Genomic DNA, 12,077 nt, shown 5'->3' with positions numbered 1-12,077 from the left:
TGCGTATCATTTTGAATGTGCCGGCGTGATCATTGCAGCCTGTCTGTAAGTTCTATTAGCGCAATTCCTGCAAACAAAAAGCCCAACCGGAAAATGGCGAATATTGACTTGCCATATTTGGGGCAAATCGACTTGACGCAAAGAAGGCTTTTTCGTTTGCATTCGGGGTGGCTGGGCAAATGTCTAACTGGCTCATGAGGAATATGATGAAGTTCATGATAGTAGATATTGTATTTCAATTGCATTAAAAATAAGGTATTTGTTATCTTCATTGAATGGAGAATAATGAAGGTTATAATAGCTGCCGGATCGCTGTTTCGGTGGTATTCGAAGAATTGTTTTCACATTTCTATTTTGCCGAAAACAAATCCGGCACTGTAGTTACTCAGACATTGTTGCCCTCTTTCCAAACAATTATGGTTTTTTGCTTTGGTACGCCTGTATCGTTCACAACCAAAGAAAATGATGAGATGTCAGTAGAGAAATGCCTGGTGATTGGCCCAATCAAACAGGCTTTCGATTATACATTGCCTTCCGGGTCAGAAATTCTTGTAGCCAATTTTAAAGACGATGCTTTTTTCCGTTTTTTCGGGAATGCCATATTAAAACAAAATATTGCTGTAGACCCTGATGAATTATTGAACGAGAACTGTTTCAGTTTTTTATGGGCGGAATTAAGTAAAATAACAGGAAATGAAAGCCGGGTCGATCACATACTTAATTTTTGTACCCCATATATCAGAAACCGAAGCCAGATAGCTGGTCAAATTGCAGGCTTTGACACAGACAACCTGAGTCCCGTTAAAGAAATTTCTGACAAGAACGGGGTATCGGAAAGAACAGTCCAGCTGAATCATAAAAAATATTTCGGCTACTCTGCTAAAGAGATAACCCGCTACCACCGATTTTTAAAAGCTATACAGCACATACAATCAATTGCTTCATCAAATGATGCGAGTATGGACTGGTTCGATATTATTGATGAATGCGGTTATTATGACCAAAGCCAGTTGATCCACGACTTTAAACATTATTTAAACCTTAGCCCATCCAAATACCTGAAGTTCCAGCAATGCATCTGCAACCCCAGATCCTGAGTTTCGTTTTCTTACAATTTTAGAAGATCAACAGAAGCCACTTTTGTGTCATCAAGAACATTTTAAAAATTATTTTTATGACACAGGCAAAAATTCTTATTTCCGGTGCCACCGGTAATGTAGGCTCCCAGTTAGTAAGGCGTCTTTCAGCGTTAAACACACCGTTTAAGGCCCTGGTACGTAGCAGCGACAACCTCGAATTGCTAAAATGCCTGCCACAGGCTGAGATCATCATAGGTGACCTGGCTGATGAACCGAAGTTGCTTGATGCTATGCAAGGCATCGAAAAAGCATTCCTGCTTACCAATTCCTCAGAACATGCAGAACAGTTGCAATTGAATTTTGTATATGCGGCGCATCGATCCGGCATAAAGCATCTTGTAAAGTTATCCCAATTTGCCGCCAATGAAAATTCTCCTGTTCGTTTCCTTCGTTACCATGCCAGGGTTGAAAACAAGGTCAAAGAGTTGGGATTGAGCTATACATTCCTTCGTCCCAATTTATACATGCAGGGCCTGATCGCATTTAAGGACTATATTAAAAAAGACGGAAAGTTTTACGCATCAGTAGGTAATGCCGCCATCAGCGCTGTGGATATCAGAGATATTGCAGCGGTTGCCGCCAAAGCATTGACTGAAACCGGACATGAAAATAAAATCTACAATATAACTGGAAAGGATGCCATCACCCACTATCAGATGGCAGATGTTTTTTCCCGTGTGCTCGGAAAAAAGATCATGTTTATTGATGTTACACCTGATCAAATGGAAGAGGCCATAAGGGCCGCAGGATTTCCGGAATGGCAGGTGAAAGGATTGATTGAAGACTATGCGCATTATGCCCGGGGCGAAGCAGCAGAAGTTTATGATACAGTGAGTGATGTGACTAATATGGCGCCTACAGGTTTTGAGCAATTTGTGAATGACTACAAGGAGTTATTTAAGTGACAAATCATGTGCGCAGCAACACTTAACAAATAACAGATCGGTGATACGATTAAGGGAAACATACGGTCATATGTGCAATGGCAGAAAGAAACGCACAACATTGCTTAAGCGAGAGAGAGCAAATACATGAAGCAGCAACTGATGCAGGCGGGGAGTGGTGGGATGTTCGATTTGTTATTTTCTGCAATGACACAAGCACGATATTTGTTTTCGGAGCAGCGTCAGACTAAGCTAAAATATTGCTGAAACAGAAAGCTCTGGCATTAGCCAGGGTTTTCTGTTAGAACTGTCGGGAGGGGGGACAATCATCTAACCTTTTGCTCCTGACTTATTGGAAATCAGTGAATAATTTAGAGTAGATCCGGCATAAGAAGTATCGGCAAGGTGATAAATAACATAGAAGGCGAGCTGACGAATGCTAAATAAGGAGTTGTATCAAAAATGTTCCCATTAAATTTTATAGAAAACCAGTGTCGATTCAGTTCCTCACTACTGGGCATTCATTACTCCAGCCCAGTAGCCATAAAAGAGAAAATTCAGAAAACCATCTTTCCACAAGGAATTGTCTACAATTTCAAAATAGGAACATTTCTGACCTCTGAGATAAATCCGGTCTTTGAATGTATTGCCCTGCTGGCGCAGGTTTCAGAAGACCCCAAAAACAAACAAGGCAGCATTTCTGCTGCCTTGTCTTGTTTAGTCGGAAGAGTTGGGCATAATTCTAACATTAGTCCTTACAATGATCTACCATTAAGCATATTAGGGATATAAGTGCTTTTTACTATTTTAGGAAATTGATAGGGCAGGGTAATAGAATAAATTAACTTTTAGTAAATAAATTTAGTATGAAAATTGGGATATGGACTGGATTCTATAGTTTCTCAGACGGTGAGATTAATAAGATCCGAGGGTTTTTGAATACTAATTTTGATATTCAAATTTTGACATTCAATGACAACGAATTCACAGGGACAGTTCAAGATGATCTGGCTACTGGTGGGACAGAAGGAATTGGCGAAATACACGGAAAAATACAAGGGAATAGAGTTGACTTTGTAAAAATTATGCCGGTTATGACTTTAATTGTTGACAGAAAAGGGACAAGAAAAACTCTCAAAAAAAAGCATCGCCCAATATTTTATACAGGAAACCTTTCTGAAAATGGACATACTGTAACAGGGACGTGGAAAATCAAATTCGGCTTTGTTTGGTTGGGAATAATTCCTGTACCGATTAGGGCCTCGAGGGGAGTATGGACAATGAATTTTAATAAATAAGAAATTCGAAGAATAAGAAATGATTCACTGGGATGACTGATTCTGTTTTTTTGAAAAACTTTAAAAGGAAAAGCCTTGGCAATATGCCAAGGCTTTTGTTAGAACTGTCGGGAGGATAGGACAGATATCTAATCTTTTCGTTTCTGAATTGTTGGAAATCAATAAATAGTTTATTGGTGATAGTCTTTATTCGTTGGATGGAGATTTTGATACCATTACTAAATGAGATTAAATAAAGCTGTTTTTCGATGCATGAATAGAGTGGACCATGAGGTTTATTTTTGACAAGGGTAAGCTAAATCCAACATTGAGCTCACTTTACATCCCCAAATTTCATAATTAAGCTCATTATTTAAGGAATTGAGCTAGATTTATTGAAGAAATGAGCTTAATATGACAAGTCAATCTCGAACCAGTGTTCGGACGATTTGATAGAAAATTTAAAGGTTTCGGTATAAAATAAATGCTAATTAATGGTTCATAATGATACCCGTTATAGGCGATAGGTTTTAGGATGATACGATGTCTGAACTATATTTCTAGGAAGAGTGTGATGTGGACTACAAACATCTTTTTTTGCTGATCTTTGCTTTAAGTTTAGACAACAATCATTTCACTATGATATTTCAAATAGACACATCAAAAGGTTGGACAGAAGCAATAATTGATAGCGATTGTGAATTTTCCAAGTTTGAAAAAATTGCTTCAATTATAAAAACTAATTTGAACATCACTTTTGCTGAACAGCTTATGGACTTTGACAGTTTCTATTTGGACTTTCTTTATGATAATTCAATGCTCTGCTTGCATTATAATATCTATACAGGTGTTTCAATTTTTCCGAAATTATTTCAATACGCAAATCAAACTGACAATAACAATGTTATTAAAATCACTACGACCTTAATGACTTTGCTTGAAGATTTTAATTGGATCCCTTTTGACAACAAAAAATCAATTGGAACAAAAGGCAGTGAAGGAGGAAAGGTTATTATCGATTTAGAGAATATTGAAGGTGCAAGAATTACGTTAGAGAAAGAGTGTGGCAATATTCCATTTGCAGTGACAATTGGAATTTATGGACTTATGTTTCATACTCATTTTGATAGCAGTCTTGAAAGTGCAAATACGTTTATGAAATATTCAAAATTTAGAATTAATAAAGTATTTGAATTGTACAACATGCCAGAGATAGAACGAAATGAATTATGGCAGACAAAACATGACAGACTTATTAAGGAACTTGCTGAAATGACTACTGATTAAAACGAGGGAAACTTTCAGGAAGTTTGAGGTTAGCTGCTATGGTTTTAGACAAAAAACATTCTTCTTTTTTGCAATCAACATTTGCTCAGTCAGCCTTAGTTCCCTTGGCTCGAATCAACATATTAGTATAGAATACAATGGGCGTCAAAAGGAAAATACTTTAAACTAAAAACCCTTCAAATCCAACGATCTGAAGGGGTTTTAGTTTTCGGGGAGGGGTGGATCATCGTCTAGCCTTTTTTACTCCTGACTTATTGATAATCAGTGATTATTTTAAATAGATCAGCATAATGATGTATATTTGATAGTATCAAATGATGCTATCAAATATGCAGCCTCCATACAATATTACCTCTGCCATTCTCCAGCTAGTAGCTATTATATCCGAAAAAATAGGAGAAATAAATGCGACACATTTACATAAACCTCCTGCAGAATTAAGAAAATCAAACCGAATTAAAACAATTCAGGCTTCGTTGGAAATTGAAGGGAATACATTATCTATTGAACAAATAACAGCAATTGTAGAAAACAAAAGGGTACTTGGTCCGCAAAAAGATATTCTCGAAGTTAAAAATGCAATTATAGTTTATGAAAAATTAAATGAATTCAATCCCAACAGTATTCAATCTCTGCTTCATGCTCATAGTCTTCTTATGAAGGGGTTAATTGATAAATCAGGAAAGCTAAGAACGAAGTCGGTGGGGATTGTAAAAGGAAGTGATATTACTCACATTGCTCCTCCTGGGGAAATGGTTAAACCTTTAATGAATGATTTATTTGGGTATCTAAAATCTTCCAGGGATCTGGCATTGATAAAAAGTTGTGTGTTTCATTATGAACTGGAATTTATTCACCCGTTCATGGATGGTAATGGGCGGATTGGCAGGCTTTGGCAAACAGTAATTTTAAAGCACCAGTATCCGGTTTTTGAGTATTTACCTATTGAAACTATTGTTAAGCAGCGACAGCAACAATATTATGAGGCCTTAAGCAAATCTGACAAATCCGGAAATTCAACAATTTTTATAGAATTCATGTTAGGGGTAATTTTAGAATCCCTGGAAGAGCTATTATCCCAACAAAATAGAACATTGCTAAGTTCAGACAGGGTGCTGGTGTTTAGTTCAATTGCAGGAAAGAAAGCTTTTACACGGAAAGAATATCTAAGGCACTTTAAAGAAATCTCGCAAGCTACAGCCAGCCGGGATTTAAAGGAGGCAGTGGAAGAAGGAGTATTAAAAAAAACAGGTGAGAAAAATAAAACAACCTATACTTTTAAATAATAGAAAAGCCCTGGTTAAAAACCAAGGCTTTGTTAGAACTTGTCGGGTGGACTGGATTCGAACCAGCGACCCCTTGCACCCCATGCAAGTGCGCTACCGGGCTGCGCCACCACCCGAACGATTATCAATCGGGGTGCAAATATATGGGTATTATCATTATCAACCTATATTTCAACCCATTGGGTCAAAAAAAAGTTCGGTGAACTCACCATCAAAGCCTGCAACTGAATTATAGTAAAGTGATTTACTAACTTTCATTGGCATAGCTCGAAAGAACATGTTATCGCCAGTCCAATGTTATAAATGCTCACATTCCGCATTCCGAATTCTTACATAAACTGAAAATGAAACGGGTGTACCACCAGCAGCGGTACACCCGTTATAATTTTACTCAACTGAATTTACTTCACAATTGATTCCACTACTTCCACAATCGCGGCTATCAATCCCGCTTCCAGCTTTTCCGCACCAGCCTGCTCAGGATCCACCACAATAGCCCGGTAATTCCGCTCTTCATCCGGCTCCAACTGCATATCCACGCCATTCACATTCACCAGTATCCTGTGCGTATAACCGAACGCCAGCAATTGTGCAGGAAAAGACAAATCCTTCCCTTTGTAACTCACGGGAATCTCAAATCCATCATCCATATTGATCTGGGGGAGTCTTTATTAATTAATCAGCTGCCCCTGGTGCCGCCGGTTTTAGTAACCTTCTTGTTGAAGCCACCACCTACTTTACCTCCGGGTTTGCTGATGAATTTGCTGCCAGATCCACCAATTACGCTGTTGCTATTTTTCTTGCCCTTTTTGTCGTTCTTCTTGTTGTTGTTGGAAGTCAGAGACATACTGTTACAATTTTGTTCGTAACAAATATAATAGTTCCCGGTTAAAAATGGGAACCCCGGACCGGGACCACAACGCGTTTTAACGTTTTTAAGCCACCAAAACGACCGGAAAACCAGCCTCCCCGGGACATCTGCAGCCATCAGGAGTATTGAAATCTTACTCCGCCAGCAATAACACCGCCAGCAAAACTGCCAGTAATTGAACTACCGCCAGCCGGAAACCCAGACTGGTAAGCCGCCGCTCCGCTGCCTCCCAGGCCGGGCGCGTTTCTGCTTCGTGGACCTCCAGCTCACGCAACTGTTCCAGCTGCGTCCGTGTCCACCTGTCCTCCCGGATCAGATCGATGATCTCCTCCGCCACAGGCAGGGATTCCTCTTTACCCGTTCCCAATTGCCTCCGCAGGATACCCCGGATCCGCGCCTGCCATTCAAATTCTGAACTGATCATTAAACTTGTTTTTATACATCAATCAGGTTGTCAGACCAAAGTAACGGCCGGCATCATACGCAACAAGGGGAAAAATAACGCTGATCAGCGCTTTTTTTCCCCTTGCAATCCGCAAAAAGTTATGTAAGCAGGAGAGGGGGCAGGCAGTTGGTTAAAATCCTCCAGGGTCTTCCGCCAACCAGCATTTCTCAGTAATTTGTGTAAAATAACGGTTTATGAAATCATCAGGACTGGCAGTATTGTTTACCCTCGGGTCCCTGTTCTCTTTTGCACAGGCACCGAAAACAGCGGCCAAGAAAACGAATGCCAGCACCACCAGTACCGCTAAAACATTGCTCTGGGAGATCTCCGGCAATGGGATGGCCAAACCTTCCTATCTCTACGGTACCATGCATATCCTCTGCGAAGCAGACGCCAACCTGAGCGAAAACCTCAAAAAGATCATCGCCAGCAGTGAGTTCATCTGCTTTGAGCTGGATATGGACAACCAGGAAGAAACCCTGGGCTTCATGAAATACGCCCGCATGTCCGATAACCAGCAACTCAAAGACCTGCTCACCCCAGACGAATATGCCCGTATTGAAAAGTATTTCTCTGACAATAAAACAATGCTGCCCCTGAGCATGATCACCCGTTTCAAGCCGTACTTTATTTCCAGTCTCATTTCCGAAAGACTGATGGACTGCCCCAAAAAGAAAAGCATGGAAGAACTGATCATGAATGAGGGCAGGAAATTCAACAAAGAGATCAAAGGGATCGAAACCGTAGCTTACCAGGCCAGCATCTTCGATAGCATCCCCTATAAAAAACAGGCGAAAGACCTCGTCTCCTATATTGACAGCATCGATACCTATAAAAAGACTACCCTCAAACTGGCCGAGGTATACCGTAAACAGGACCTCCAGCAGATGGACTCCCTCATCGTTAAAAGCGATCCCGGCATGACCGAATACATGGACCTGCTCCTGTACAACCGCAACGCTAACTGGAGCCATGATATCCCTAATATTGCCCAGGAAGGCAGGATCTCCGTGCTCTTTGCCGTGGGCGCCGGCCACCTGGGAGGTGAAAAAGGAGTGATCAACCTCCTCCGCAAAAAAGGCTATAAACTCAAGCCGCTTCCCAACTGATCCCTGCTCACTCAGGCAGGCCGGCGGGCTCGTCCGGACGTATAATCAGCTGTTACTTCCCGCCAAAAGGATATTCCTTTTGGCCGTTGGACTTTATTTCCGCAAATTTGCCTCCGTTTTATGCTACCTATCCAAGATTTATACCCGTTACTGAACACACCACGGAAAGTGGTGATCACTATGCATCAGAAGCCTGATGCAGATGCCATGGGCTCAGCCCTGGGGCTTTATCATTTCCTTACCCAGCTCGGTCACCAGGCCACTGTTGTTTCGCCTACCAACTGGGCCAAATGGCTCAACTGGATGCCCGGTTGCAATAAAGTGGTGGATTTTGAGCTCACCCGCGAAAAGGCCGAAGGTATCCTTCGCGAGGCGGAATGGGTGTTCTGCCTGGACTTCAACATTCTGCTCCGCACCAAACATATGGCGCCGATCATCAAAGCGCTGGATGTTACCCGCATACTCATCGATCACCATGCGCAACCCGATACGCCCACATTTGCGTACGGTATCAGCGATACCTCCAAGAGCTCTACCAGCGAAATGATCTACGATTTCATCGTGGAAGCTGGGTATAAACACCTGGTGAACAAAGAAACCGCACAATGCCTCTATGCAGGTGTGATGACGGACACCGGTTCATTTCGATTCCCCGCAGCCAGCGCAGCGGTGCACCGTATGATCGCGGATTTTAAAGACCAGGGACTTGACCATACCAAAGTTCATGAGCATATTTATGATAATTTTCTCGAGAACAAATTGCGCTTTATAGGTCATGTGCTCCTGCACCGTATGGAGATCTATTATGAATTCAATACGGCACTCATAGCCATTCCTAAAAAGGATCTGTTGCGCTTTGAGATCAAAACCGGCGATACGGAAGGACTGGTGAACTATCCGCTCAGCATCCAGGGTATACGCCTGGCAGCTATTGTGATAGACCGCGACGAAGAAAGAAAATGGAGCTTCCGCAGCAAAGGGGATTTTGATGTGAACACCTTCGCCCGCAAATACTTTGAAGGGGGCGGTCACTTCAACGCAGCCGGAGGCCGCAGCAGCGCATCACTGGAGGATACGGTAGACTACTTTATGCAATGCATCCAGGAAAATGCATCATCCCTCCAGGAAGAACACAAATCATCAAATTAAATCATAAAAGAAGGCAATTAATAATTCCCAGCATGAAAAAAACAACCATTCTCCTCGGTGGCCTGCTCATGGCTCTCGGCTTTGCAGCCTGCTCCGGCGGTAGTTTCAAGAAAACCAAATCAGGTTTATTGTACAAGATCGAAACTGCCGATAAAAATCTTCCCGTTGCCAAGAAAGGCGACATCCTGAAAGTGTATGTTGTTCAGAAAACAGCTGACACCACTTTCGGTACCAACTACGGTGAACTTCCCATCTACGCACCCGTTGATTCTGTAGGACCTGTTTACAATCCTGCTGAAGTTTTCAGGCTGCTGCGTAAGGGCGACAGCGTTACCGTTGTTATGTCTCCTGACACACTGATGAAAAAAGGCGCTCAGCTGCCTCCGTTCATCAAACGTAAAGACAAGATCATGCTTTGCTTCCGTGTAGTTGATGTGTTCACCAACGACAGCCTGGCACAGGTTGACCGTAACGCAGAAATGAAGAAAGAAGAAGCACGCGTGAAAGCCGCATCTGAAGGTCAGAAAGTGAAAGACGCTGCTGGTCTGGATGCTTACGTGAAAAAGAACAACCTCACCGTTCAGAAAACTGTAAATGGTGTTTATTACGAGATCACTTCCACTCAGAATGGCCAGGCCATCGATACAGGTGATGTGGTTGCCGTAAAATACACTGGCTACACTACTGAAGGAAAATATTTCGATTCAAACATGGACAGCACCAAGCAGACCCAGCCTCACCCGCTGACTCCTTTTGAGTTTGAAGCTGCCGGTCAGGGTGCCATCCCCGGTATGACTGAAGCCATCCTTCATTTCAAGAAGGGCGACAAAGGCCGCATGCTGATCCCATCTGTACTGGCTTATGGTGCTAACCCTCAACCGGGCGGCCCCATCAAACCAAACGAAAACCTCATCTTCGATATCGAAGTGGTAGACGTGAAGAAACGCAATGCTGCTCCTGTTGCACCTAATGCACCGGCAACTGCACCTCACGCAGGTCATGGTCATTAATCATTATTCTTCGTGAATATAAAACGAGGTTGTGCCTGTTGGTATAACCTCGTTTGTTTTATATTTTATTTCGCTGTGCCCAGTCGCTCGCGCCCCCGCGAGTGATTTTATTCTGTCGCCTCCCGGCGATCCAATGTTCGCCAGAGGCGAACCAATAGAAGTAACCCGCCAGAGGCGAGCTACTGGCCGCTGCGTAATGGATAGCAGGCCTCAAACAATTTCACGGTCTCTATAGCCTCCTTGACATCGTGTACCCGCAATATCATGGCGCCATTCATCAGCCCGATCGTATTCATCACCGTAGTGCCGTTCAGCGCTTCTTCTGCGGTAATCCCAAGCCCCCGGTAAATAAACCCTTTCCTTGAAACACCCAGTAACAGCGGCTTTCCTAACGCTGCAAACACTTTCAGGTTGCGGATCAGCTCAAAATTATGGGCAGCCGTTTTCCCGAAACCAATACCGGGGTCCAGTATCACATCGTTGATCCCTGCCAACCTGCAGGTTTCCATTTTCTGAATGAAATAATCCAGTACAGTGCGCGTCACATCTTCGTATACGGGATGCTGTTGCATGGTATCAGGCGTTCCCTGCATGTGCATGGCTATATAAGGCACGTGAAGCCTGCCTACTGTTGCAAGCATGTCCGCATCCATATCACCACTGCTGATATCATTCACGATACAAGCGCCCGCGCGGACGGCCGCCGCCGCCACTGAGGCATGATATGTATCGATGGAAATAACAGCATCCGGATAGGCCTTCATGATGTTTTCGATGGCAGACGCCACCCGGTCCGTTTCCTCGGAGGCCGATACCCGCTCACTGCCTGGCCGGGTTGATTGTCCACCTATATCCAGTATACCCGCTCCCTGCTCCAGCATGCGCCCGGCCTGCTCTGTAACCGTATCCGCAGTAACACGGCTTCCGCCAAAGAATGAATCCGGCGTTACATTGAGGATCCCCATCACTACCGGTTTATCCACCACCAGCATCCTGCCTGAACAATTCAGTGTAAACATTTGTAGTTTGTTACTTATTTTTAGGCCCTAAAGGTACCATCATTCTTACTATGACGAATCAGCAATACGACGAGGTAGTTCAATCCAGCAGGGATATTTTTCTCAAAAAGACCAGCGATTACGGCACCAGCTGGCGCGTGCTGCGCCCCATCAGCATCATGGACCAGATCTTCATCAAGGCCCAGCGCATCCGCACCATTCAGGAAACAAAGACCAATAAAGTAGGAGAGGACATCACCGGCGAATTCAAAGCCATGGTGAATTACGGCATTATAGGCCTCATCCAGCTGGACCTGAAAGATGCCATTGTGGAAGACCTGCCCGTTGCTGAAGTGGAAAGACTGTATAACCAGAAGATCGCGTTGGTGAAACAGGTGATGGAAGCCAAGAATCACGATTATGGCGAAGCCTGGCGCTCACTCAGCCAGGAAAGTCTGGTGGATCTCATCCTTGTAAAGCTCATCCGCATCCGCCAGATCCTGCAGAATGACGGTAAAACCCTCATCAGCGAAGGCATCGATGCCAATTATGTAGATATTATCAACTATTCCATTTTTGCACTCATCCTCATCGGTGAAGGCAAACACCAGGGATAAAATCA

Annotated in this window: 13 protein-coding genes and 1 tRNA gene; 9 read left to right on the top strand and 5 right to left on the bottom strand. The window is 43.2% G+C overall.

What is annotated here, in order from left to right; translation table 11 throughout:
* Positions 1 to 275: 275 nt before the first annotated feature.
* The 5 genes from ACTHMC_RS28610 (at position 276) to ACTHMC_RS28590 (ending at position 5,873) form a co-directional block, all read left to right on the top strand.
* Positions 276 to 1,097, top strand: coding sequence for a helix-turn-helix domain-containing protein (locus ACTHMC_RS28610; RefSeq protein ID WP_440418501.1), 822 nt, complete (start codon positions 276 to 278; stop codon positions 1,095 to 1,097).
* A gap of 77 nt (positions 1,098 to 1,174) precedes the next feature.
* Positions 1,175 to 2,044 (top strand): SDR family oxidoreductase, encoded by an 870-nt coding sequence (locus ACTHMC_RS28605; RefSeq protein ID WP_440418500.1) that lies wholly within the window; start codon positions 1,175 to 1,177, stop codon positions 2,042 to 2,044.
* Between the two features lie 845 nt (positions 2,045 to 2,889).
* Entirely contained in the window at positions 2,890 to 3,321 is a 432-nt protein-coding gene (locus tag ACTHMC_RS28600) for a hypothetical protein (protein ID WP_440418499.1), read from the top strand.
* A gap of 618 nt (positions 3,322 to 3,939) precedes the next feature.
* The gene (locus tag ACTHMC_RS28595) at positions 3,940 to 4,587 is read left to right on the top strand and encodes a hypothetical protein (RefSeq protein ID WP_440418498.1); all 648 of its coding nucleotides are present in this window, start codon (positions 3,940 to 3,942) and stop codon (positions 4,585 to 4,587) included.
* Positions 4,588 to 4,916: 329 nt separating this feature from the next.
* The gene (locus ACTHMC_RS28590; RefSeq protein WP_440418497.1) at positions 4,917 to 5,873 is read left to right on the top strand and encodes a Fic family protein; all 957 of its coding nucleotides are present in this window, start codon (positions 4,917 to 4,919) and stop codon (positions 5,871 to 5,873) included.
* 42 nt (positions 5,874 to 5,915) lie between these two features.
* Here ACTHMC_RS28590 and ACTHMC_RS28585 read toward each other — a convergent pair.
* The 4 genes from ACTHMC_RS28585 to ACTHMC_RS28570 form a co-directional block, all read right to left on the bottom strand.
* Positions 5,916 to 5,989, bottom strand: a tRNA-Pro gene (locus ACTHMC_RS28585).
* A gap of 285 nt (positions 5,990 to 6,274) precedes the next feature.
* Positions 6,275 to 6,523 carry a hypothetical protein gene (locus ACTHMC_RS28580; protein WP_440418496.1) on the bottom strand — a complete coding sequence of 83 codons (249 nt, stop codon included), beginning with the start codon at positions 6,521 to 6,523 and terminating at the stop codon, positions 6,275 to 6,277.
* A 29-nt stretch (positions 6,524 to 6,552) separates the two neighbouring features.
* Positions 6,553 to 6,720, bottom strand: a complete 168-nt coding sequence (locus ACTHMC_RS28575) for a hypothetical protein (protein ID WP_440418495.1) — start codon at positions 6,718 to 6,720, stop codon at positions 6,553 to 6,555.
* Positions 6,721 to 6,877: 157 nt separating this feature from the next.
* Positions 6,878 to 7,168, bottom strand: a complete 291-nt coding sequence (locus ACTHMC_RS28570; RefSeq protein ID WP_440418494.1) for a hypothetical protein — start codon at positions 7,166 to 7,168, stop codon at positions 6,878 to 6,880.
* Positions 7,169 to 7,383: 215 nt separating this feature from the next.
* Here ACTHMC_RS28570 and ACTHMC_RS28565 point away from each other — a divergent pair, with 215 nt between their 5' ends.
* The 3 genes from ACTHMC_RS28565 to ACTHMC_RS28555 all read left to right on the top strand — a co-directional run bounded on the left by ACTHMC_RS28565 (position 7,384) and on the right by ACTHMC_RS28555 (position 10,457).
* Entirely contained in the window at positions 7,384 to 8,298 is a 915-nt protein-coding gene (locus tag ACTHMC_RS28565; protein WP_440418493.1) for a TraB/GumN family protein, read from the top strand.
* A gap of 120 nt (positions 8,299 to 8,418) precedes the next feature.
* The gene (locus ACTHMC_RS28560; protein WP_440418492.1) at positions 8,419 to 9,447 is read left to right on the top strand and encodes a DHH family phosphoesterase; all 1,029 of its coding nucleotides are present in this window, start codon (positions 8,419 to 8,421) and stop codon (positions 9,445 to 9,447) included.
* Positions 9,448 to 9,479: 32 nt separating this feature from the next.
* Positions 9,480 to 10,457, top strand: a complete 978-nt coding sequence (locus tag ACTHMC_RS28555; protein WP_440418491.1) for an FKBP-type peptidyl-prolyl cis-trans isomerase — start codon at positions 9,480 to 9,482, stop codon at positions 10,455 to 10,457.
* 179 nt (positions 10,458 to 10,636) lie between these two features.
* Here the strand turns inward: ACTHMC_RS28555 and folP are convergent, their stop codons facing one another.
* Positions 10,637 to 11,476, bottom strand: a complete 840-nt coding sequence (gene folP, locus ACTHMC_RS28550; protein WP_440418490.1) for a dihydropteroate synthase — start codon at positions 11,474 to 11,476, stop codon at positions 10,637 to 10,639.
* 50 nt (positions 11,477 to 11,526) lie between these two features.
* Between folP and ACTHMC_RS28545 the strand changes: the two genes are divergently transcribed.
* Positions 11,527 to 12,072 carry a DUF1599 domain-containing protein gene (locus ACTHMC_RS28545; protein WP_440418489.1) on the top strand — a complete coding sequence of 182 codons (546 nt, stop codon included), beginning with the start codon at positions 11,527 to 11,529 and terminating at the stop codon, positions 12,070 to 12,072.
* Positions 12,073 to 12,077 lie beyond the last annotated feature (5 nt).

Source organism: Pseudobacter sp. (genome assembly GCF_051955275.1).
Lineage (GTDB): Bacteria > Bacteroidota > Bacteroidia > Chitinophagales > Chitinophagaceae > Pseudobacter.
The sequence above is the reverse complement of the archived record's forward strand: the minus strand, read 5'-3'. Positions and strand labels throughout refer to the sequence as shown.

Coding starts and splice junctions, on each gene's coding strand:
- ACTHMC_RS28555 (WP_440418491.1), top strand. CDS start 9,480: ATGAAAAAAACAACCATTCTCCTCGGTGGCCTGCTCATGGCTCTCGGC.
- ACTHMC_RS28560 (WP_440418492.1), top strand. CDS start 8,419: ATGCTACCTATCCAAGATTTATACCCGTTACTGAACACACCACGGAAA.
- ACTHMC_RS28595 (WP_440418498.1), top strand. CDS start 3,940: ATGATATTTCAAATAGACACATCAAAAGGTTGGACAGAAGCAATAATT.
- ACTHMC_RS28575 (WP_440418495.1), bottom strand. CDS start 6,720: ATGTCTCTGACTTCCAACAACAACAAGAAGAACGACAAAAAGGGCAAG.
- ACTHMC_RS28565 (WP_440418493.1), top strand. CDS start 7,384: ATGAAATCATCAGGACTGGCAGTATTGTTTACCCTCGGGTCCCTGTTC.
- ACTHMC_RS28545 (WP_440418489.1), top strand. CDS start 11,527: ATGACGAATCAGCAATACGACGAGGTAGTTCAATCCAGCAGGGATATT.
- ACTHMC_RS28610 (WP_440418501.1), top strand. CDS start 276: ATGGAGAATAATGAAGGTTATAATAGCTGCCGGATCGCTGTTTCGGTG.
- ACTHMC_RS28580 (WP_440418496.1), bottom strand. CDS start 6,523: ATGGATGATGGATTTGAGATTCCCGTGAGTTACAAAGGGAAGGATTTG.
- ACTHMC_RS28600 (WP_440418499.1), top strand. CDS start 2,890: ATGAAAATTGGGATATGGACTGGATTCTATAGTTTCTCAGACGGTGAG.
- ACTHMC_RS28605 (WP_440418500.1), top strand. CDS start 1,175: ATGACACAGGCAAAAATTCTTATTTCCGGTGCCACCGGTAATGTAGGC.
- ACTHMC_RS28570 (WP_440418494.1), bottom strand. CDS start 7,168: ATGATCAGTTCAGAATTTGAATGGCAGGCGCGGATCCGGGGTATCCTG.
- folP (WP_440418490.1), bottom strand. CDS start 11,476: ATGTTTACACTGAATTGTTCAGGCAGGATGCTGGTGGTGGATAAACCG.
- ACTHMC_RS28590 (WP_440418497.1), top strand. CDS start 4,917: ATGCAGCCTCCATACAATATTACCTCTGCCATTCTCCAGCTAGTAGCT.